The following is a 22,284-nucleotide window of genomic DNA, read 5'->3' as shown; positions in this document are numbered from 1 at the left end:
CGCACCATTCGTTGTTTTCGTTGGTGGTTTTTAAGCATCGACTGAGTACATCAATAAACTGGGTTTTATTAGATTGACGGCGGTTATCCTCACGGTAGGCGATTTCGTTGGCGTAATTAAGCAAGTATTCGTTACTGATGCGGTGAACCTGTCCGTAATACATTCGTTTGAATCGACTAAATAGGCTTTCCGCCTGATTATTCGTTACGCCTAAATCACTGCGATATTCCTCTTTATGGTTGACGGTGCGTAAATCATAGTAAGGTAGCAAGACATCATAGGCATTGCTTTCATCGGTATTGATTCGCGTGTTAGGCTTAATGAATTTGTCCGCAAAACTTTTTACTACGGATTGTGATTCTGTATGAGCGACAAAGACGTGCGAACGTTTTGCGCCACAATGCAAAATATTGTTGGCTTTTTCATCCTCCGAATAATGCTCACGCGCTACGATGACACAGCGTTTATCCGGATTTTGGTTTTCCTTTAGACGGTAGTCAATACGGTCTGATTTCTTGTTTGCTTTGCGGGGTGCAGGATGAACATAAGTGCCGTCCATATCCACCACGCCTGAAAGGGGTTTCATATCACGACTTTCCAGTAATGCCTTGCGGAATTTATGTGATAATACAAAGGCAGTACGAGGATTTAATTTGGCATTGCGAGCCAATTGGAGTGAAGATAAGCCTTTCACGGCATTCACCCATTCCATTAAGGCAAAAAGATAAACCTTAATTGGTTTCTTGCGATTGGCAAAAATTGTGCCGGATGTCACACTGAACGTATGATGGCAATGTTTACAACGCCACTGATTGCGTGTTTTTATACGGTATGCGACGTGTTGAACACCGCACTTCGGGCAAACCACATTTTCTTTACTTCCCCATCTTAATTCACAAAGCAAGTCAAAGGCTTGTTCGTCCGAGAGTTGAGCTACTTCATAGGACGAAAGCGTTCGTGCTTTACTGGAGAGGAGGAAATGTTGGGCCATATAGTTGTTCTTTAAATAGTCTAAAATCTGTTTGCAGGATATTCAATATACGCTCAAACGTGATAAAATACGTTCTAATCAATATCAAATATACGCTCATTTGCGGTATTTGTCAATTTTAAATTGAAAAGGAACGCTCAAATGTGCATATCAGAAAGATTAAAACAGGTTTGTGAAGCTAAGAATTGGAAAATAAAAGATTTTGCCGAACAAACAGGAATCGCTTACCGCACGCTGCAAGGCTATATCGGTGGCGAGCGTGAACCAAACGCAGAGGGAATGACTGGTATCGCTAGAGCTGGAGTAAATTTGAATTGGCTCGTGAGTGGTGAAGGTGAGATGTTTGTTGAGAACTCTAATAATTTAATACTTACAATAGATGAGATGAATTTATTAGAAAATTATCGTTCTGTAACAGATTCTGGTAAACGAATTTTACAATCAACAAGCTATATTCTTTGTGATGAGGTTGTTAGTAAGTATTAGAGGTTAATTTAGAGAATTATTATGAATAATAAGAAAATTTCTGTTCAAGAAATGCAGAATGCCTTATTTGAGGGCGATTGTTTGGAAATAATGCGTCAATTTCCAGATAATTCAGTTGATATGGTTTTATGTGATCTACCTTATGGAACAACTCAAAATAAATGGGATAGTGTAATTGATCTAGAATTATTATGGAAAGAGTATAATCGCATAGTGAAAAAAGATGGCGCTATTGTATTAACTTCGCAAGGAATATTTACGGCAAAATTAATTTTATCCAATGAAAAGAACTTCAAATATAAACTCATTTGGGAAAAATCTAAGCCAACCAATTTTTTGAATGCAAAGAAGCAACCTTTAAGAAAATATGAAGATATTTGTATATTTTATAGAAAACAACCAACATATAACCCTCAAATGAAAAAGGGTGAGCCATATAATAAAGGAGTCAGAAAAAATCAATTAACAGGTAGTTATGGGGATTTTAAACCTCAATTAGTAAAAAGTGAGGGAGAACGTTATCCAACAGATGTAATTTATTTCAAAACAGCAGAGAGTGAGGGAGAAGTCTTACATCCAACGCAAAAACCAGTTGAATTAGGTCGATATTTGATTAAAACTTATACAAATGAAAATGATCTTGTTTTAGATAATACATTTGGTAGTGGAAGTTTTTTAGTGTCTGCTGCATTGGAGAATAGAAGATTTTGTGGCATTGAGAAGAATAAAAATTCCACTTTATTTAAAGACAAGAAAATTGATTATATTGATTTAGCTTTTAATAGGCTAAGCCAAATTGGTACTAGCGTAAGGGTTATGAGATGAATGGAGTAAACCTAAATTATAATGAAAGATCTTGGGCAATAGATGTGATTAGTCATATAAATCTTTATTGCTCTAAAAACAACCTATTTATAAAAAAAGCTGGTGGAGAAAGAACTTTAAAAGTTAGCAACAGAAAACAGCTTTACCCTGATGTTTTATTATATGGAAATGAAGCATTAGGAGAAGTTGTTCAGGGTTGGGAATTAAAAATGCCAGATACTCCGATTACAGATATTGAATTTATCGAAAATGCAAAGTTAAAAGCTAATAAACTGGGATTAAATTCATTTCTATTGTGGAATGCTAGAGAGGCTGTACTCTATGTAAAGGAGAATAATTCTTTTTCTATCAATAAAAATTGGATTGAAAGTGATATTAGAAATAGGAATGATGTAGAAAATAATCCAAATAAATGGAAGTCTGTTCTAGAGGATATAATATTTTATTTATCCACAACCCTGTCTAGTATAAATTACAAATCGATTGGATTACTAGAATTAAGCTCAAATCTCTATGTTGATAGCTTAAAATCCTTTAAAGGTGAACTATCAAAAACTTTTGAAATTAGCTCTGTTAAAAACATTGAGTTCGATATAGAAATTACGGAGTGGATTAATGAAAATTATACCAAAGAAGAATTAAAAAATATAAATAAATATGATGTATTAGCAGAGATATCCATCCTTTCTTGGGTAAATAGATTTTTATTCTCTCATTATTTAAAAACTTTTAATAGTAATGCTGATATTATTAATTACTTAAATCTGAATTCATCTATCGATGATGTTATTCATATATTTGAAGAAATTACAGAAAAATGTGACTTTATGAATGTATTTCTTTCTAATGTCGGGGACAAGTACATTAGTAGTCAATTCCTTTCACATCTATTAGAGTTAAATGAATTACTAAGAGATATTAGATTTGATAAAATAGATAGCAATTATTTACACAATGTTATTGATTCGGCGTTGCTACACTCTAGAAGAAAAATAGTCGGTCAATTCTCAACTCCAGAAAATTTAGCTTATTTTCTTTCAGCTATAACAATCAAAGATCGTACAGCAAATATTATTGATGCTTGTTGTGGAAGTGGCACCATTCCTAAAGCAATCTATCAAATTAAAAGAGAATGTAAAATCTCTCCTACTGATGCATTAAATCAAGTATGGGCTAGTGATAAATTTTCTTATCCTTTACAACTTTGCTCTATTGCATTATCAGATCCGCAGGCTTTGGGTGGCCTTGTGCAAGTATTTAAAAAAGATGTATTTGAATTATTACCAAATACTGAAATATCCTTTATAGATCCATTTATTGAACAAACAGTAACAAAACGATTACCAATTATGCATTCTGTTGTTTCAAATTTACCATTTGTTAGATTTGAAACAGCAACTATACCAAATAAGCTAGAACTAAATAAATTAAAGCTAAGTAAGAAATCAGATTTATACGCCTATATAATATTCTATTTATCTCATTTAGTTGAAGAAAATGGACGAATTGGGGTTGTTATATCTAATTCTTGGTTAGCGAATGAGTGGGGCAAAAAATTTAAAGAAGAATTATTAAGACATTTCAAAGTTTTAAAAATTATTTGCTCATCAAAAGGAAAATGGTTTGATAATGCAGATGTAGTTGCCACATTATTAGTATTAGAGAAATCTGATCCAAACACTAAATATGGGATAGATTTTATTACAACGAATACACTAATTAAAGATTGGAATAGATCAATTTTAACAGAAATGATTACAGCAACTATCAGTCCTAAGACTCAGTCTTCACACATATCAAAATCAACATATAGCATTGATGAAATTCACCGACTTCAAAAGTTAGGAATATCGTGGAATGCTTTGTTCAGCGACCTTGGATGGGTTACGCAAGTTTCTGAGAAATTAACAAGCGTTAGTAATTACATTGATATAGCTCGTGGCGAACGCCGTGGATGGGATAAGATGTTTTATCCAGAAAATACACATAAGATTGAATCTTGTTATATTAAACCTGTATTACTTAGCTCCAAAGATTTACCTGATTATTTAATTGGGGAAGCAAATAAAGAAGCTTTTTGTTGTTCTGAACCATTAGAAGTCTTACGAAGTGAAAATCATACAGGTGCATTAGAGTGGATTTCAAAATTTGAAAAAGTAACTAATGGAAACGGAATACCATTATCAAAGGTGTTAAATCTAAAAAATCATTTTTGGTATGAAATGAAACCAAACTCTTTAGCTGATATGGTTGTTTCTATGAATCCTGATAAAAAGTTATGTGTGTACCGTCTTAAAGAACGTTCTTTTGTAAATCAGCGATTAATTCGATTAACTGTAAAAGATACTAAGCAGTTAGATATATTGCACGCTTTATTAAATAGCTGTATAAGTTTGTTTTATATCGAAAGTATTGGGTTTGGTAGAGGCTTGGGGGCATTAGACTTAAACTCTACAACAATGGCAAAAAATCTAAAGATATTAGACCCTAAATTACTTTCAACAGAACAGGCTTCAAAAATAATAGCTAAATTCAAATCACTTTTGAATAGAAGAATAGTAAATATTCCAGATGAGTTATTATTAGAAGATAGTAAAGAAATACTAAAAGCATTTAATATTAATTTATGTCCAACAATTATTTATCAAAGTTTATTACGGATTTATAATATTAGAAGGTCAGTGAAGGATTAAGGATTTATATACCTCAAAAAATTACATTTTATTAAATAAAGTTGAAAAGATACGACTTTATTTAGGGGAGATTTTTACAGGATTACATTCAAGCTAATTAGCATAGCTATTTTTCCTAAATAAATTAAGCCAAAGAATAAATTTTGCCATTACATTTCCTAAACTAGGAAGATAGGTAAACCACTAAAATTGAGCATATCGCAACATAATGGGGCGAATGTCAATGTGCTTATCTAGGCGTTAAGTCCACAAGTTCCTTGCGGCAGTACGGTATTTGAGGCACAAACGCTTTGACTTGAATTTTCAAGTTGGAACATCTCTAGTAGGAGTTTAGAGCGTCTCGAATACCTTACCCTATCTGCTATCTCCTTTTTAATCCCTTAGAAATAATAGAATTAACAGTTGAACTCTGTATTTCAGATTTATTCATATTTGTAGATTTTTCAGCATAACGGTTCAGTATTTCTTCTGCATTCATTTGTTGGTAAATAGCATTTTCGACTGCAATACAAGATTCTGAATCTAACTCAAAATTAGGATCAAAATTTAAGTCTAAATCCTGCTCATCTTCAGACGGTATTGATGTTCTTCTTGAATGTAATACACGCTTTAATGCTTGAGCGGGTGTTTCTTCTTCCATTTTAATAGAAGATCTCGCTGTATGTAATTTTTCTGCAATTTCATTAAACTCAAGTGAAATAGTATCTACATCCATAATTTTATTTAAAAGTGGATCGGCTTTTATATCTTCGCTATACGCACTGACTAATTTATCAGGATCTTGCGAAAAAGCCCTTAAACGCTCTAATATCGGAAGTGATAACATATCGCCATAGTTCTTTGCGATGAAATGTAAATCAAATAAATCACGCCCTTTTGTTCGGGTATTTTCACCATCAAAGGCGGCATTTAATTTATTGTCAGTAATACGCTCAATGGAAGCAACACGAATACCATTTTGGACTGAAATTTGTTCCGTTGGCGGTGGGTTACGATAAGAAATCTCTATTTTTAGCGAATCTTTATGTCCTGTGTCCCGAACGTGGTAATTCACCATATAACGACTGACGGTATCGGTATCCTTTTTTACATTCACCTCATCAATTACAATGCCGTGCGGTGCAGAGCTTTTGATTTTATTAACAAGATTAAGTTTCTTATCAGAGTCGAAATCTAAATCTTCGGAGAAACGATTTAATCCATAACCTAAATAAAGGGCTGTGCCGCCTTTTAAGACAAGGGGCGTTTCGACAAGATTATGTAGAATGGCACTCATTAAGCGTTCATGCTGTTTATCTCGTTCGGTTAAGATTACATTATTGGATTCTTTTTCTTCCATAATTGTAAATTCTCCTTTTCAACATCCGTTAAGTGGGGTTCTAACGCATCAATTAAAGCATAGACAGAAAGTTTATCTTCCTCGCTAGGAAACCAATCATCAAGCATTACCCGTCCAAGTGAACCGGTTTTCAGCACGGCATAATAGAGATAATCCACACAGGCACGCGGGTGGTCGGCTATCCAAACCGGTGTATTCTGAGGATAATATCCCATCTCATTCAATCGTTGCGTACCGTCAATAATACCTTGTTGCCCTAATAAATGATGGGTATTTTTAGACTGATTTTCGCCATAGAGATAGAACTCAAGGGGATACGCATTTTCACTTAACGCAGCCGCACTATGCCAGTCCCCCGTATTTTCAGGACTGATAATGTTTAAGGCAACAATACTACTGACATAGTGATTAGGATTAGTGGGTGGAATATAAAGCATTTTTATCATCTCATTTTTCTTCCATTGACGTAATTATAGCGGATTAATCATCTAAAAACACCGATTAAAAAATCAGCAATTAGTTTCTAAAGGATCTAAAAGATCCTTTTATGGAATTTTTTTAACTCTTTGATATTCTTTAATTTTCAAAATTAATTCAAAAAAGACTTGACAGCTTTCTCAAAAGATGAGCTGAAATCGCTTGAAAATTTTCCTTGACAAGAACCCTATATAACAATACATTTTTCCGCACAGAAAAATAATAGTCCCTTTATTACGACTTTTAATTTTTTAAAGCCTAAAAAGGCTTGGAAATTTAAGCGTTGTAATAAAGGGATTATTGTTTTTATGGCACAGCATTTTCTGTTATCAGCCAAAGCACGCCGCTTGCCGATTGCGCAAGTGGCGGGGCTTTCTGATGCCGAAATTCTTGCCTTACTCAAAAACGCCCGTTGGCACAGTGAAACGGAGCAAATCTGCCCGCGTTGCGGCGTTTGTCATCAAGCCTATTTCATCCACACACGCCAACAATTTCAATGCAAACACTGCCAATATCGCTTTTCGATTACCACAGGCACAATATTTCAATTTCACAAACTCACCCTGCGGCAAATCCTTATTGCAATCCTTCTCTTTGCCACCGAAAGCAAAGGCTTATCCGCCATTTCCCTTTCTCACAAGCTCAACGTGCAATATAAAACCGCATGGGTACTACTACACAAATTCCGTGAAAGCCTAGAAAAGAGGAAAGATTTAACGCCATTAATCGTCGAAAAAGCGTCAAAGAGAAATTTGAACATTTGCTACGCTGCACGTTCAACACTTTACCCTCACGCCATTTTACCGGCTATTGGCAAAGCAATAAAATGCCCGAAGCCCGATTTGGCATCCATTCATTACAAACGACCTAATAAGGAGCAAAAATGAAGCTACATTATGATATGCGGATCTATTTTGAATCCAGTGAGGATTTTGACATTTGGAGATGGGGCGACCATTCCATTTGGGATGATATAAAACGCCATACGGTAAGATGGCGTGAACGGCGTAATATCAACAAATTTTTTGATTTATTGGAAACCAAAGTCCCTGCAAAAATAGAGCCGGTCGAACCTCGCTACTCAAAAGCCTACGCCCAATACCAAGCACAGAAAAGGCTAAATGAAATCGAAGGTTTAATGCAGTGGGAAAACGAGGTGATTGCTGGCAGAATATTAGTTTACTGCTTAGATAGCGTTGAGATTTATTACCAAAAATGGAATAATCGCCACTAATAAAATGACAGAATTAGCCACAAAAATAAAGGCGACGGAAAGGTCGCCTTGTTTTAAAACGGCTTTGTGCAACTGCTACATAATATCGATTTTTCGCTGTATTTTTACTCTTCATCAATAACGAATTCAAACCAATCGATCACTTCATTTTCATGCACTCCATTGGCAATAAAAATACCGGCATTTTTTACCGATTGTTCATCACCTGAAATTAACGGATGCCATTCAGGCAAGGATTTTCCTTCATAAAGAAGCCGATAAGCACAGGTATCAGGCAACCAGTGGAAATCGGGCAAATTCTTTTTCGTGAGTTTTGTACAATCCTTTTCAAGGCTAAAACGTTCTGCATAATGACCGCACTTTCCGGTTTCCAGATCCAGCAAATTACAAGCGATACGGGTGTAATAAAGTTTCTGCCGTTTCCCACGCCCTTGGATATATTTGCGATAACAACATTTCCCGCAACCATCACACAGCGCTTCCCATTCGGAATCAGTCATTTCAAGGAGGGATTTAGTTTGCCAGAAATTAGGAGATAAATTCATCATGAGTTTTTTATTTACGACTGTATTTAAAGTCAATCTGTATGCTGTCCATAATGACAGACAAAACAAAAAGTGCGGTCAAAATCACCCTTGTTTTTGACCGCACTTGTTTTAATGAAAACTAAAAACTTTCTTTTAGGCTAACGGTGAGGTTAAACACTAAATGTTCAGGGTGGCTGTCTTTGCTGTCTGCACAGAAGTAGCCCTCACGTTCAAATTGATAACCTTTTTCCGCTTCTGCATTGCCAAGGCTTTGTTCTACAAATCCATGTTTTACCACAAGGGAATGTGGATTGACCACTGAACAAATGTCTTCTTCTGCGCCCGGGTTTGAAACCGTAAAGAGTTTGTCATAAAGACGGAATTCAGCCGGATGGTTATGCACCGCAGAAACCCAATGGATCACTCCTTTCACTTTACGACCATCTGCCGGATTTTTTCCTAATGTATCCGGATCATAGGTACAAAAGATCGTGCTGATTTCGCCATTGGCATCTTTTTCCACACGCTCTGCTTTAATCACATAAGCATTGCGTAAACGCACTTCTTTACCCAAAACAAGACGTTTATATTGCTTATTGGCTTCTTCACGGAAATCGGCACGATCAATATAGATTTCTTTGCTGAAAGGTAATTGACGCTCGCCTAGTTCCGGACGATTCGGATGGTTTGGTGCAGTCAACATTTCTTCGCCTTCAAAGTTTTCAATGACCACTTTCACCGGATCAATCACTGCCATGGCACGGCACGCATTTTGGTTGAGATCATCACGAATACAGGCTTCTAATGCACTATATTCCACCACGTTATCTTGTTTGGTGACCCCAATACGGCGACAAAATTCACGGATAGATGCCGGTGTGTAACCACGGCGGCGTAAACCTGAAATAGTCGGCATACGGGGATCGTTCCAACCGTCCACAATGCCGTCTTCCACTAATTTCAATAATTTACGTTTTGAGGTTAGCGTCCCTTCTAAATTTAACCGGGAAAACTCATATTGATGCGGCAATGGACGTTCAATAGAAATATTATCCAATACCCAATCATACAAACGGCGATTATCTTGGAATTCTAATGTGCATAATGAGTGTGTAATGCGTTCAATGGCATCGGAAATACAGTGGGTGAAATCATACATCGGATAGATACACCATTTATCGCCGGTTTGGTGGTGGTTGGCAAATTTAATCCGATAAAGTACAGGATCACGCATCACCATAAATGGCGAAGCCATATCAATTTTCGCCCGTAAACTGGCTTTTCCTTCCGCAAACTCACCGTTTTTCATTTTTTCAAATAAGGCTAAGTTTTCCTCAACACTGCGATCACGGTAAGGGCTATTTTTACCCGGCTCTGTTAGCGTGCCACGATATTCACGCATTTCTTCTGGAGAAAGCTCGTCCACATAAGCCAAGCCTTTTTTGATTAACTCAATGGCATAATCATAGAGCGCATCAAAATAATCCGAGGCATAATGCACTTCACCCGCCCATTTGAAGCCCAACCATTCAACATCCTCTTTAATGGAATCCACATATTCCACATCTTCTTTCAAAGGGTTGGTATCGTCAAAACGTAAATTGCATAAACCGTTATAATCTTTCGCAATGCCAAAATTCAAGCAAATGGATTTCGCATGGCCGATATGCAAATAGCCGTTAGGCTCAGGTGGGAAACGGGTGTAAACCTCTTTGTGTTTACCGCTTGCCAAGTCTTCATCAATAATTTGGGTAATAAAATTGTGCGGACGTGTATTTTCCGCATTTTCTAAACCATGTTCTGTATTGCTCATAACTTTCTCAAATCAATAGAAAAATAATCTCGTTATTCTATACGTTTTACAGCTAAAAAGCGAGATATGAGAAATTGGGTCGATTGCCTTCCTAATTTTCAGCTAATTTTGCTATGTGAAAATTCACAATTAAGGCAAACCTATTGAGAAATAGCTTGTCTCATTCCCAAATTTTTCGTGCAAAACAAGGGATTTATCATTAAAATACACAAAATGAACAAACGTTCATTAATTAAAATTGAATTAATTGGAATTTAATCTCAATGAAGAAAATTTTTATTACACTCGGACTCTTAAGTGTAGGCGGAATTGCCTACTATTTTTTTGCAAACAATAACAATCAACAATCCACCTATCTGACTGAAAAAGTCACCCGTGGGAATATTGAAAAGACCGTTGTCGCCTCCGGTTCTATCAGCAGTATCAATGAAGTGGATGTCGGGGCACAGGTTTCCGGTAAAATCACCAAACTTTACGTTACTCTTGGGCAAGAAGTGAAAAAAGGCGATTTAATTGCGGATATTGATTCCACTACGCAAATTAACGCCCTGAACACGAAAAAAGCCGCCCTTGCGAGCTATCAAGCACAATTAAAAGCAAAAGAAACCTCACTGACAGTGGCACAATCCGCCTATTCCCGTTATTCAAAATTATATGGGCAAAAAGCCACCTCGCTTGATGAGCTAAATAATGCGAAAAACACCTTTGATGCGGCAAAATCTGAAGTCGATGCTTTAAAAGAATCCATTAAACAAGCAGAAATTGAAGTGAACACAGCAGAAACCAACGTGGGCTACACGCAAATTACCTCCCCTATTGATGGCACGATCATTTCTACACCGATTTCTGAAGGGCAAACCGTCAACTCCGCACAAACTACCCCAACTATCGTGACAGTGGCAGATTTAGATAAAATGTTGGTGAAACCGGAAATTTCAGAAGGCGACATCACCAAAGTCAAAGCCGGACAAGCGGTAAGTTTTACTATTTTATCCGATCCCAACACCCATTATAAATCGGTGATTTCCTCCGTTGATCCGGCCACCACCACAAAAAGTGATAACAGCTCTACATCATCCAGTAGTTCAAGCACATCAAGTAGTACAAGTGCGGTCTATTATTACGCCAATTTAATTGTGGATAATCCTGACCGCACTTTGCGTATTGGGATGACAACGGAAAACAATATCAAAATCGCTGATGCGCAAAATGTCTTGTTGGTATCAAATATGGCGATTCAAAAAAGAGAGGGAAAAACCTTCGTCAATATTTTGAGTGAAAACAATCAACCTGAAATGCGTGAAGTGGAAATCGGCGTACAAAATGATTTTCAAACGGAAATTAAATCCGGTTTAGCGGAAGGTGAGAAAGTGATCGTGTCACAAGTCGCTGTTGGCGAACAAGTTGGTAATAGTGGTCGTGGACCGAGAATGTTCTAAAGTGCGGTAAAAATTTGATGAATATTATTGAAATTAATCAACTCAACCGCTACTTTGGCGAAGGCGAAAATCTGGTCCACATTCTCAAAAATATTTCCCTTACTATTGAGAAAGGCGATTTTGTGGCGATTATCGGGCAGTCCGGCTCGGGAAAATCCACACTGATGAATATCATTGGTTGTTTGGATACGGCAACCAGTGGTTCTTACAAAATTGACGGTAAAGAAACCCATCAACTTTCGCCGGATCAACTTTCCGATCTACGAAGCCAAAAATTCGGTTTTATTTTCCAACGTTATAATTTACTTTCCAGCCTCACTGCGGCGGAAAATGTGGCATTGCCTGCTATTTATGCCGGAATACCTCAAACCCAACGCCTTGATCGGGCAAAACAATTACTCGAAAAATTGGGTTTAAGCGATAAATGGCAAAATAAACCCAACCAACTTTCCGGCGGTCAGCAACAGCGTGTGAGTATTGCCCGTGCCTTAATGAATGGCGGTGAAATTATTTTAGCAGACGAACCTACCGGCGCATTGGATTCCCACAGCGGACAAAATGTGATGGAAATCCTGCGTCAACTTCACCATGAGGGGCATACCATTATTATGGTGACCCACGACCGTGACATTGCCGCCAGTGCAAACCGAGTGATTGAAATTAAAGACGGCGAAATCATTGCGGATTCTCAAAAAGAAGCGGTAAAAAGTGCGGTTGAAAATCAAGTTAAAATTAAACCGCACTTTGGCTTTAGCAAAGATCAGCTCACTGAAGCCTTTCGAATGTCCGTCAGTGCCATCGTGGCTCATAAAATGCGTTCGTTGCTTACCATGCTTGGCATTATCATTGGGATTACTTCCGTGGTTTCTGTGGTGGCACTAGGCAACGGTTCACAACAGAAAATTCTTGAAAATATCAAAGGTATCGGCACCAGCACCATGACCATTTTCAATGGTACGGGTTTTGGCGATCGCCGTGCCGAGCAAATGCAAAATCTCACCGTCAATGATGCCAATGCGTTAAATCAACAGAGCTATGTGCAAAGTGTCACGCCAAATAGTTCCTCCAGTGGTACATTGGTGTATGGCAATCAAACCTTCTCCTCTACCAGCCTAAAAGGGGTCGGCGAGCAATATTTTGATGTAGAAGGGCTTAGCCTCAAACAAGGCAATTTCTTCTCTGCACAGGATGTATTGGAAAATAATCAAGTGGCGTTAATTGATGAAAGTGCTAAAAAAGCTATTTTCCCAAATGAATCCGCTTTAGGCAAAGTAGTGATGTTTAATAAACGCCCCTTGCGGATTATTGGTGTGGTATCGGACCGACAAATGGGTGGTGCAAGCAGTTCTTTGAATGTTTATGCGCCTTACACCACGGTGATGAACCGTATTTCCGGCAGCAAAAAAATCAGCTCCATCACCGTGAAAATTGCCGATGATGTAAATTCCACTGTGGCGGAAAAAGGCATCACTGAATTACTCAGCTTACGCCACGGCAAAAAAGATTTTTTTGTGATGAATAGTGACACCATTAAACAAACTATTGAAAGCACCACCGGCACAATGAAACTACTGATTTCCTCCATTGCCTTTATTTCGCTGATTGTCGGCGGCATTGGTGTGATGAATATTATGCTGGTTTCCGTCACGGAACGCACCAAAGAAATTGGCGTACGAATGGCGATTGGCGCCCGTCAAACCAATATTTTGCAGCAATTTTTAATTGAAGCGGTATTGATTTGTTTAATAGGCGGCATTACGGGTATTTTGCTTTCCGGTTTAATCGGATTACTATTTAACCTATTTATGAAGGATTTCACGATGGCATTTTCCACTGCTTCTATTATCACTGCCGTGTTATTTTCAACGCTCATCGGTGTAGTATTTGGTTACATGCCGGCAAAACGGGCGGCAAAATTGAACCCGATTACCGCCCTCGCCCGAGAGTAGAAATAGATTTTGTAAAACCCTAAAATGCGGTTAAAATCAGCCGCACTTTTTTCACGATTTATAAAGGAAAAAACAATGTTAAAAATGAAAAAATTGTCCCTTGCTATTGTCATGGCGACCACCCTTGCCGGCTGTGCCAATATTGGCGATTCTTACCAAGCCAGCCAAGCGGACTATCAAAAATATGAAGAAATCACCAAGCAATTCAATGTGAAAGAAAATTGGTGGGCACTTTATAATGATGCACAACTTAACCGAGTGGTCGAACAAGCGTTATTGAACAATAAAGATCTTGCCAAAGCCGCCGTTGCCGTTAATCGTGCCCTTTATAATGCAAACCTAGTAGGGGCAAATTTAGTGCCAACTTTTAGCGGTTCAACCTCATCAGGTGCACAACGCCGTATTGATACTTCCGCAAGTTCAACAATTTCACACGGCGGTTCACTCAATGTGGCTTATACCCTTGATTTATGGCGTCGTTTAGCGGATTCTGCCGATGCGGCAGAATGGACACACAAAGCCACCACACAAGATTTAGAAGCGACAAAATTGTCTTTAATCAACTCTGTGGTGACGACCTATTATCAAATCGCCTATTTAAATGATGCCATCAGTACCACACAAGAAAGCATCAAATATTACAATGACATCAGCAATATTATGCAACGCCGCTTAAGCCAAGGTGTTGCCGATGCAGCAAGTGTGGATCAAGCCCAACAGTCGGTTTTAAGCGCACGTAATAGTTTAATCAACTATCAAACCCAACGTAAAACGGCGGAACAAACCCTGCGTAATTTACTGAATTTAAAACCGGAAGAAGCGCTCAATATCACTTTCCCACATATTCTTAAAGTGAAAAACGTGGGCGTGAATTTGAATGTGCCGGTTTCGGTGATCGCCAATCGTCCTGATGTGAAAGGTAATCAATACCGCTTAAGCAGTGCATTTAAAAATGCTAAAGCCACAGAAAAAGGTTGGTTCCCGGAAATCACCTTGGGCGGTAGTTTAAGCTCAACGGGGAACAAAGTCGGCAACGCTCTTCATAGCCCTGTTGCAGGTGGGACAGTGGGAATTAGTTTGCCGTTCTTAAATTGGAATACGGTGAAATGGAATGTGAAAATCTCTGAAGCCGATTATGAAACCGCACGTTTAAATTACGAGCAAAGTATCACTACCGCATTAAATGATGTGGATACCAACTATTTTGCTTTCACTCAAGCCCAAAGTGCCTTTGCGAATCAGCAAAAAACCTTTAACTACAATAAACGTATCACACAATATTATCGTAATCGCTATAACGCCGGGGTGTCCGAATTGCGCGAATGGCTAAATGCGGCCAACACCGAAAAAACCTCACAGCTTGCTATTTTGCAAGCAAAATATAGCTTAATTCAGGCAGAAAACGCCGTATATAGCTCAATGGCGGGTTATTATTCCCGTTAATCCCTCACAATAAGGAAGTTTCGGCTTCCTTATTTTTTACTCGGTTTATAAAGATGAAAAAACAACTGACTTTTTATTTTATCCGCCACGGCAGAACGGTTTGGAATGAACAGGGTTTAATGCAAGGACATGGCGACTCTCCCCTCACCGAACAAGGCATTTTAGGGGCTCAAAAAGCAGGAATGGCATTAAAACACATTCCCTTTGTGGCGGCTTATTCCAGCATATTAAAACGCACGATTGATACGGCTGAACAGATTATTGCTGAACGCAATATTCCGCTTTTTCAACACAAAGGGTTAAACGAACAATTTTTTGGAAAGTGGGAAGGTCAATGGGTTGAATCTTTGCGTGAACAAGCTGAATTTAAACAAATGATCGCGGATCCGGCAAATTACAAAGCCAAAACAAATGGTGGAGAAACCTACGAACAACTCGCCAAGCGAGCCATGAAAGCGATAGAAGACATTATTCAAATCCACCATGAAGGCAATATTTTGGTGGTTTCTCACGGTCATACATTACGCTTACTCCTCGCCCTATTCGGCGGTGCGACTTGGCAAAATCACCGAGAGGAAGGCAAATCCATTTCCCTGCTCAACACTGCCATTAGCATTGTGCATTATGACAGCGAAAAAGGCTTTAGTGTTGAAAAAGTGAATGATGCGGGGCATTTAGGGTAAAAGAGCGGTCATTTTTTATCTTATTTTTCAGCATTACGCTTGGGATTTGTAGGGACACACTGCGTGAGTCCGCTTATAACATCTTGAAATAATTTGATTTTGTAACGGACACACGCAGTGTGTCCCTACACTAAAACCGTGTCCAAATTGGCTCTACGCCTTCAGGCAAATCTAAATTCCGTCCTAACTCTACCCAACCACAAGGAAAATGGAAATCGGATCCTACCGAACCTAATAAACCAAACTCATTTGCCCAACGGGCGAGCATTTGGCGTTGGTCTTTGGTTTGTCCGTAGCCGGAAATTTCCATAGCATCACCGCCCCAAGTTTTGAAATCGGTGATTAATTTGCGAATCCATTTTCCCGTTAGATTGTAACGCAAAGGGTGCGCAATGACCGCCATTCCGCCTGCCGCCTGAATGGTTTCTATGGCAGTGGGAATATCCACCCATTCTGCTTTAACAAAAGCGGATTTACCCTGCCCTAAATAGCGTTTGAAAGCCTGTCCGTCATTCGACACTTTGCCGATTTGTACCAAATATCGGGCATAATGAGCGCGTGTCACTTCCCCATTCGCTAAGGCTTTTGCCCCTTCATAGGCATTAGGGATTCCCGCTTTTTCTAATTTAGCCCCAATTTCTACCGCTCTTTTCTCACGTAGGGCTTTTTGCGTTGCCAAAAGTGCGGTCATTTTCGGGTGAGTTTGATCAAAATTCAGCCCCACAATATGAATTCCCCGCCCTTCCCAAGTGGTGGAAATCTCCACACCGGTTATCAATTCGATTTCCACTTCTTTTGCCGCCAAGCGAGCCTCATCAATTCCACAAACCGTATCATGATCGCATAATGCCAACACATTTACGCCTTGCTCTGCAGCCCGTTGCACCACTTCAGTGGGACTTAATACGCCATCCGATGCGGTGCTATGACAATGTAAATCGTATATTTTTGTCATTATTTAATGGTTTTTACTAATTCTTTCACTAATTTCGGCCCGTGATAAATCAATCCGGAATACACTTGCAACAATTCGGCGCCGGCTGCCATTTTCTCTTGGGCATTTTGCACACCGTCAATCCCACCGCTGCCAATAATCGGGATTTGCCCTTTCAATTCTTCATTTAATCGTTTAATAATCGCTGTGCTTTTCTGCTGCAACGGTTTACCGCTTAATCCGCCCTGCTCGTCGGCATTTTTCAAACCTGCGACGTTTTCACGGGAAATGGTGGTATTGGTGGCAATCACCCCGTCCATTTTATGACGAACCAATGTATCGGCAATTTGTACTAATTCCGCTTCCGATAAATCCGGTGCAATTTTCACCGCAATCGGCACATATTTATTATATTGATCCGATAAAATTGCCTGACGAGCCTTAATACTTTGCAACAAATCATCAAAATAATCACCGTATTGCAACTGGCGCAAATCCGGCGTATTCGGCGATGAAATATTCACGGTAATATAACCGGCATAGTTATAGGCTTTGTTCAAACAGAAAATATAGTCGTCTTTGCCGTGTTCTAATGGAGTTTGCTTATTTTTACCGATATTGACGCCGATCACCCCACGATAACGTGCTTTTTTCACATTTTCGATCAAATAATCAATGCCATTATTGTTAAACCCATTGCGATTAATAATGCCTTCCGCTTCAATCAAACGAAACTGGCGGGGCTTCGCATTGCCGTCTTGGGCAAGAGGGGTCACCGTGCCCACCTCCACAAAACCAAATCCCAACGCCCCAAAACCATCAATGGCATCGCCATTTTTATCCGCCCCCGCTGCCAAGCCAATCGGGTTTGGAAAACGCACCCCCATCACGGTTTTCTCCGAACCCTTTGGCGTGCCAATAACGGATTTCAGCAGCGGCTGCAACAACGGATGACCGGCAAGTTTTAAACATTGAAGGGTGAAATTATGGGCGGTTTCCGCATCCATTTGAAAAATACATTGACGGAATAATTTATACATACTCGTTTATCTCTCAGGATAGTTGACTGTAAAAAAAGTGCGGTCAAAATCAACCGCACTTTGAAGATGGGGCTGTATTATGTCGTATTGCATTTATTTTCATTGTAGGGACACACTGCGTGTGTCCGTTATAAAATCATTTCAATAGGTTAAAATTCGGACACACGCAGTGTGTCCCTACTTATTGAAATTCCTGCTCTGTACATTGGCAACATAATATTAAAAGCGTTTGTGTATTCTACGAGGAAAGGGGGAAATGTGCAATGAAATACAAAATCAAAAAAGCGCATTGAAAGGCTTAAAATCAAATTGTTCAGACTTCAACTTTTCTATAAAATAACCGCACTTTTTTCAGAAATATCAACATTTTCACTTTACAAAGGATAAATTTTATGCAGAAGCCAGAAGCCACCAAGATTGTGTCAATGAAACGCTAACACAGCAAGCCTTTCTTAATGATTTAGATGAAAAACTTTGGTCTGCCGCAGACCGTCTCCGCCAACAACTTGATGCCGCCAATTATAAACACATTGTTTTAGGCTTAATTTTCTTAAAATACATTTCCGACAGCTTCACCGCCCAGCAAGAAAAAATCCGTGCGGAACTCACCGATGCCGAAAATCCCCTTTATCTTGACCGCACTTTTTACGATTCGGAAGAAGACTATGAAGCTGCCCTCAGTGCCGAATTAGAAAATCGTGATTACTATATCGCCGATAATATCTTCTGGGTACCGCCTTCCGCCCGTTGGCAAGCCTTACAAGCTGTCGCCCTTTTTAATACCGGTACGGAATTACCTTGGGGTGGCAAATTCGCCGGTGTCGCACGCCTGATTGATGATGCCTTTGATACCATAGAAAAAGATAACGAAAAAAAACTCAAAGGCGTATTGCAACGCATTAGTGGCTATGGGGTGAATGAAGATACCCTACGGGGCTTAATTAATCTTTTTTCCGATACGAATTTTACTCAGCCCACTTACAACGGCACACCGATTCATTTAGGGGCAAAAGACATTCTCGGGCACGTTTATGAATATTTCCTCGGACGATTCGCCCAAGCGGAAGGCAAACGGGGCGGACAATATTTCACCCCGAAATCTATCGTTTCTCTCATTGTTGAAATGCTCGAACCTTATTCAGGGCGGGTTTACGACCCCGCAATGGGCAGTGGCGGCTTTTTTGTGCAAACGGAACGCTTTATCACTGCTCACCAAGGCAATATCAACCAAGTATCCATCTACGGGCAAGAATTTAACCCCACCACATGGAAACTTGCGGCGATGAATATGGCGATTCGAGGCATTGATTACAACTTTGGTAAACACAATGCCGACAGTTTCGCCCAGCCACAACATCTCGATCAAAAAATGGATTTCATTATGGCGAACCCACCGTTTAACATCAGCGATTGGTGGAGCGAAAGCCTCGCCGACGATCCACGCTGGGCATACGGCATACCGCCAAAAGGAAACGCCAACTTTGCTTGGTTACAACATATGATTTACCACCTCTCGCCTAAGGGCAAAATGGCTCTTTTACTCGCCAACGGTTCAATGAGCAGCCAAACCAACAACGAAGGGGAAATTCGCAAAGCCATTGTACAAGCGGATCTTGTGGAAGCCATGGTCGCCCTACCCGGACAACTGTTCACCAACACCCAAATCCCTGCCTGTATTTGGTTTTTAAACCGCAACAAAGCCCGCAAAGGTGAAGTACTATTTATTGATGCCTGCCAAATTGGCTATATGAAAGATCGGGTATTGCGTGATTTCACCCTTGAAGACATCGCCAAAATCGCCAACACCTTCCACGCTTGGCAAAAATCACAAGACTATGAAGATCAACCTGCCTTCTGCAAATCTGCCACCTTAGAGGACATTGCAAAGAACGATTATGTTCTCACTCCCGGTCGCTATGTCGGCACCGCCGAACAAGAAGACGACGGCATCCCCTTTGCCGAAAAAATGCAAAAACTGACCGCACTTTTAAAAGAACAGTTTAAACAAAGTGCGGAATTGGAAGCGGAGATTAAGAAAAATTTAGGAGGGTTGGGGTATGAGTGATTGGAAAGAATATACATTAGAAGAATTATGTGATTTTCAAAATGGGTTCGCTTTTAAAAATTCTGACTATGTTAATTTCTCAGAAAATACACATGAAGTTTTTAGAATGGGTTATATAAATAGAGGTGGTGGCTTTAAGGAAGACTCAACACCTGTTTTTGTATCTAAAGATTATTATAGAAATTTAGAAAAATTTCTTTTAATACCTAATGATATAACTATTGCAATGACTGATATGAAAAATTCAATGGCGTTACTCGGTTACTGCGCAAGAATATCTCAAGCTAATAGATTTGTATTAAATCAAAGAGTTGGAAGAATTAGAGTTTTAAAAGAGGATTTATTAGATCCTATTTTTCTTTATTATTATCTAAACTCACCAAAACAAATTGAATATCTTAGAGCAAATTCAAATAGTGGAGTGCAAGTAAATCTAGGCACAGAAACAATTAAACAATCTATATTAAGAATCCCTAATTTAGAAGAACAAAGGAAAATAGCCAATATTCTGTTTTGCTTAGACAAAAAAATCCAACTCAACACCCAAATCAACCAAACCCTCGAACAAATCGCTCAAGCGATCTTTAAAAGCTGGTTTGTGGATTTTGACCCCGTGCGTGCCAAAGCCGAAGCCCTCGCAAAAGGCAAAACCCAAGCAGAAGCCGAACTTGCCGCTATGCAAATCATCAGCGGAAAAACACCGGAAGAATTAACCGCCCTTTCCCAAACCCACCCCGACCAATACGCAGAATTAGCGGAAATTGCTAGAGCGTTTCCGAGTGAGTTTGAGGAAGTTGAGGGATTTGGGGAAGTGCCGAGGGGGTGGGAGGTGCAGGAGCTTGGTTCTCTAATGACTATAAAAAGGGGCAGCTCTCCAAGACCGATCAAAGATTTCATATCAGAGACTGGACTAAATTGGATAAAAATATCTGATGCAACAGCAGAAGATAATCCATTTTTATTTTCCACAAAAGAATACATAAAACCAGAAGGTTTATCTAAAACAGTTTTATTAAAACAAGGTAGTTTAATTCTATCTAACAGTGCAACCCCTGGATTACCAAGATTTTTAGAGATTGATGCTTGTATTCATGACGGTTGGTTATATTTTTCAGAAATTAAAGAGTTAAGCCAAGAATATCTTTATTTCTTCTTTATACACATTAGAGAAAATCTAGTTTCTCAAGGAAATGGAAGTGTATTCACAAATCTTAAAACAGATATAGTTAAATCACAAAAATGTATCGTACCTAGTGATAATGTAATGGGTTATTTCAATATTTTATCTAAGAAAATGATGAAATTGATTAGAGAGAACACATATAGCTCTATTATTTTAAAAGAAACAAGAGATTTATTATTACCTAGATTGTTGAATGGGGAAATTTAAATGGAAAAACTTGCAGGAAACGATATATTTGAAGTAGATAAAGTAATAAGAGATCCTGATGAATTAAAAGAACTTCTAAATCAATATATCTATCAATTTGATAATTTTACACCAGAAGAATTTAACACTATCAGAACAGCCAATGAAGTAGAAAATTACTCTATTTATTTTCGAGGTCATAGCAAAGTTAATTATCGCTTAGAATCTACTTTAGAAAGATATGTAAAATCTTCTTTTTCAAAAAGGATCAATTTAGAAAAAGATTATATAAAACTTAAAGATCACTATCTTGCTTACTGTAAAGATAAATTATTGAATATAAGTCTTGATGGTTACATAATATTACCATCTGATTTATCTGAAATAGAACTATGGTCTTTTGGTCAACATTATCAGTTAAAATCACCTTTATTAGATTGGTCAAAGTCCTTTCATATTGCACTTTATTTTGCATTTGAAAATAAAGAGGAAGAAGATGATGCTCAAGATGAGGATAAAAAATATAGGGTAATTTATATACTCACTGATTCTTTATTTAGTGATAAAAAAATTGTATTTGAACCAACAAGAAAGATTGGAAATAGAATCATAAATCAGAAAGGAGTATTTATTAATAAATCTTCTTTTGAATTAGAGAATTTGTCCAAGACAGGAATTATATCAATTAAGAAAATACTAATATCTAGTGATTTAAGAAAAGAGATTTTAAATTATCTAGCATCAATAAATATTGATTCTTCTACAATCTATCCTGATTTATTTGGAAAAGTTAAAAACTGTGAGAGAGGTATTGATAATGCAATTGCAAAAATTAATTTGGAATCTCAAGAGTAGCTAGGTAGAGTGTGTGAAACGTAAGGTTCACGCACGAACAAACAATATATTTAATGACAAATAGCTGATAGGTTATATTGGTGTGCATGGATTGTTTTAATTTATACGGACACACGCAGTGT

17 protein-coding genes and 2 pseudogenes are annotated in these 22,284 nt (G+C 38.5%); 12 read left to right on the top strand and 7 right to left on the bottom strand.

Annotated features, from left to right (window positions below; translation table 11 throughout):
- Nucleotides 1–991: IS1595 family transposase (locus tag BKG94_RS08785; protein WP_077436293.1), on the bottom strand; the 991-nt coding region annotated here is incomplete at its 3' end.
- A 141-nt stretch (nt 992–1,132) separates the two neighbouring features.
- Between BKG94_RS08785 and BKG94_RS09935 the strand changes: the two genes are divergently transcribed.
- Genes BKG94_RS09935 through BKG94_RS08775 form a run of 3 tightly spaced genes read left to right on the top strand, consistent with a single transcriptional unit; the run spans nt 1,133 to nt 4,995 of the window.
- Nucleotides 1,133–1,477, top strand: a complete 345-nt coding sequence (locus tag BKG94_RS09935) for a helix-turn-helix domain-containing protein (RefSeq protein ID WP_143538929.1) — start codon at nt 1,133–1,135, stop codon at nt 1,475–1,477.
- A gap of 21 nt (nt 1,478–1,498) precedes the next feature.
- Entirely contained in the window at nt 1,499–2,302 is an 804-nt protein-coding gene (locus BKG94_RS08780; RefSeq protein WP_143530073.1) for a DNA-methyltransferase, read from the top strand.
- Nucleotides 2,299–4,995, top strand: a complete 2,697-nt coding sequence (locus BKG94_RS08775; protein ID WP_077436291.1) for an N-6 DNA methylase — start codon at nt 2,299–2,301, stop codon at nt 4,993–4,995. The genes BKG94_RS08780 and BKG94_RS08775 overlap by 4 nt, the downstream gene beginning before the upstream one ends.
- Before the next feature lie 361 nt (nt 4,996–5,356).
- Here BKG94_RS08775 and BKG94_RS08770 read toward each other — a convergent pair whose 3' ends face one another.
- Nucleotides 5,357–6,334, bottom strand: coding sequence for a nucleotidyl transferase AbiEii/AbiGii toxin family protein (locus tag BKG94_RS08770; RefSeq protein ID WP_077436289.1), 978 nt, complete (start codon nt 6,332–6,334; stop codon nt 5,357–5,359).
- Nucleotides 6,307–6,771, bottom strand: coding sequence for a hypothetical protein (locus BKG94_RS08765; protein WP_077436287.1), 465 nt, complete (start codon nt 6,769–6,771; stop codon nt 6,307–6,309). Before BKG94_RS08765 ends, BKG94_RS08770 begins: the two co-directional genes overlap by 28 nt.
- Nucleotides 6,772–7,119: 348 nt before the next feature.
- Here BKG94_RS08765 and BKG94_RS08760 point away from each other — a divergent pair.
- A pseudogene (locus BKG94_RS08760) lies at nt 7,120–7,536 on the top strand (transposase); the annotation flags it as partial.
- 158 nt (nt 7,537–7,694) lie between these two features.
- A complete protein-coding gene (locus tag BKG94_RS08755; RefSeq protein WP_077436285.1) occupies nt 7,695–8,045 on the top strand; it encodes a hypothetical protein in 351 nt (116 codons plus the stop codon).
- Nucleotides 8,046–8,149: 104 nt separating this feature from the next.
- On the opposite strand, the gene BKG94_RS08750 is transcribed toward BKG94_RS08755, so the two are convergent.
- Entirely contained in the window at nt 8,150–8,590 is a 441-nt protein-coding gene (locus BKG94_RS08750) for a YcgN family cysteine cluster protein (protein WP_077436283.1), read from the bottom strand.
- Between the two features lie 121 nt (nt 8,591–8,711).
- Nucleotides 8,712–10,385, bottom strand: a complete 1,674-nt coding sequence (gene glnS / locus BKG94_RS08745) for a glutamine--tRNA ligase (protein ID WP_077436281.1) — start codon at nt 10,383–10,385, stop codon at nt 8,712–8,714.
- A gap of 263 nt (nt 10,386–10,648) precedes the next feature.
- Between glnS and BKG94_RS08740 the strand changes: the two genes are divergently transcribed.
- From BKG94_RS08740 to BKG94_RS08725, 4 genes are all read left to right on the top strand, one after another.
- On the top strand, nt 10,649–11,824 hold the full coding sequence (locus tag BKG94_RS08740; RefSeq protein WP_077436279.1) for an efflux RND transporter periplasmic adaptor subunit: 1,176 nt from the start codon (nt 10,649–10,651) through the stop codon (nt 11,822–11,824).
- A gap of 17 nt (nt 11,825–11,841) precedes the next feature.
- Entirely contained in the window at nt 11,842–13,773 is a 1,932-nt protein-coding gene (locus BKG94_RS08735) for a MacB family efflux pump subunit (protein WP_077436277.1), read from the top strand.
- A 75-nt stretch (nt 13,774–13,848) separates the two neighbouring features.
- Nucleotides 13,849–15,216, top strand: coding sequence for a toxin/drug exporter TdeA (gene tdeA / locus BKG94_RS08730; RefSeq protein ID WP_077436275.1), 1,368 nt, complete (start codon nt 13,849–13,851; stop codon nt 15,214–15,216).
- Nucleotides 15,217–15,269: 53 nt separating this feature from the next.
- Nucleotides 15,270–15,899, top strand: a complete 630-nt coding sequence (locus tag BKG94_RS08725) for a histidine phosphatase family protein (protein ID WP_077436273.1) — start codon at nt 15,270–15,272, stop codon at nt 15,897–15,899.
- Between the two features lie 130 nt (nt 15,900–16,029).
- On the opposite strand, the gene rnm is transcribed toward BKG94_RS08725, so the two are convergent.
- Nucleotides 16,030–16,854: an RNase RNM gene (rnm, locus tag BKG94_RS08720; protein ID WP_077436271.1), complete on the bottom strand. Its 825-nt coding sequence runs from the start codon at nt 16,852–16,854 to the stop codon at nt 16,030–16,032.
- Entirely contained in the window at nt 16,854–17,873 is a 1,020-nt protein-coding gene (gene pyrD / locus BKG94_RS08715) for a quinone-dependent dihydroorotate dehydrogenase (RefSeq protein ID WP_077436269.1), read from the bottom strand. Before pyrD ends, rnm begins: the two co-directional genes overlap by 1 nt.
- 370 nt (nt 17,874–18,243) lie before the next feature.
- Between pyrD and BKG94_RS08710 the strand changes: the two are divergent.
- The 3 genes and pseudogenes from BKG94_RS08710 to BKG94_RS08700 form a co-directional block, all read left to right on the top strand.
- A pseudogene (locus tag BKG94_RS08710) lies at nt 18,244–19,938 on the top strand (class I SAM-dependent DNA methyltransferase); the annotation flags it as partial.
- Nucleotides 19,931–21,328: a restriction endonuclease subunit S gene (locus tag BKG94_RS08705; RefSeq protein WP_077436267.1), complete on the top strand. Its 1,398-nt coding sequence runs from the start codon at nt 19,931–19,933 to the stop codon at nt 21,326–21,328. The pseudogene BKG94_RS08710 and the gene BKG94_RS08705, both read left to right, overlap by 8 nt.
- Nucleotides 21,329–22,162, top strand: a complete 834-nt coding sequence (locus BKG94_RS08700; protein WP_077436265.1) for an FRG domain-containing protein — start codon at nt 21,329–21,331, stop codon at nt 22,160–22,162.
- The last annotated feature ends 122 nt before the right edge of the window (nt 22,163–22,284 follow it).

It is taken from the genome of Rodentibacter ratti, assembly GCF_002000485.1.
Taxonomy (GTDB): Bacteria; Pseudomonadota; Gammaproteobacteria; order Enterobacterales; family Pasteurellaceae; genus Rodentibacter; species Rodentibacter ratti.
The sequence above is the reverse complement of the archived record's forward strand: the minus strand, read 5'-3'. Positions and strand labels throughout refer to the sequence as shown.

Excerpts from the sequence above, each read along its gene's own strand:
- BKG94_RS09935 (WP_143538929.1), top strand. The coding sequence starts at position 1,133 with ATGTGCATATCAGAAAGATTAAAACAGGTTTGTGAAGCTAAGAATTGG.
- BKG94_RS08780 (WP_143530073.1), top strand. The coding sequence starts at position 1,499 with ATGAATAATAAGAAAATTTCTGTTCAAGAAATGCAGAATGCCTTATTT.
- BKG94_RS08775 (WP_077436291.1), top strand. The coding sequence starts at position 2,299 with ATGAATGGAGTAAACCTAAATTATAATGAAAGATCTTGGGCAATAGAT.
- BKG94_RS08770 (WP_077436289.1), bottom strand. The coding sequence starts at position 6,334 with ATGGAAGAAAAAGAATCCAATAATGTAATCTTAACCGAACGAGATAAA.
- BKG94_RS08765 (WP_077436287.1), bottom strand. The coding sequence starts at position 6,771 with ATGCTTTATATTCCACCCACTAATCCTAATCACTATGTCAGTAGTATT.
- BKG94_RS08755 (WP_077436285.1), top strand. The coding sequence starts at position 7,695 with ATGAAGCTACATTATGATATGCGGATCTATTTTGAATCCAGTGAGGAT.
- BKG94_RS08750 (WP_077436283.1), bottom strand. The coding sequence starts at position 8,590 with ATGAATTTATCTCCTAATTTCTGGCAAACTAAATCCCTCCTTGAAATG.
- glnS (WP_077436281.1), bottom strand. The coding sequence starts at position 10,385 with ATGAGCAATACAGAACATGGTTTAGAAAATGCGGAAAATACACGTCCG.
- BKG94_RS08740 (WP_077436279.1), top strand. The coding sequence starts at position 10,649 with ATGAAGAAAATTTTTATTACACTCGGACTCTTAAGTGTAGGCGGAATT.
- BKG94_RS08735 (WP_077436277.1), top strand. The coding sequence starts at position 11,842 with ATGAATATTATTGAAATTAATCAACTCAACCGCTACTTTGGCGAAGGC.
- tdeA (WP_077436275.1), top strand. The coding sequence starts at position 13,849 with ATGTTAAAAATGAAAAAATTGTCCCTTGCTATTGTCATGGCGACCACC.
- BKG94_RS08725 (WP_077436273.1), top strand. The coding sequence starts at position 15,270 with ATGAAAAAACAACTGACTTTTTATTTTATCCGCCACGGCAGAACGGTT.
- rnm (WP_077436271.1), bottom strand. The coding sequence starts at position 16,854 with ATGACAAAAATATACGATTTACATTGTCATAGCACCGCATCGGATGGC.
- pyrD (WP_077436269.1), bottom strand. The coding sequence starts at position 17,873 with ATGTATAAATTATTCCGTCAATGTATTTTTCAAATGGATGCGGAAACC.
- BKG94_RS08705 (WP_077436267.1), top strand. The coding sequence starts at position 19,931 with ATGAGTGATTGGAAAGAATATACATTAGAAGAATTATGTGATTTTCAA.
- BKG94_RS08700 (WP_077436265.1), top strand. The coding sequence starts at position 21,329 with ATGGAAAAACTTGCAGGAAACGATATATTTGAAGTAGATAAAGTAATA.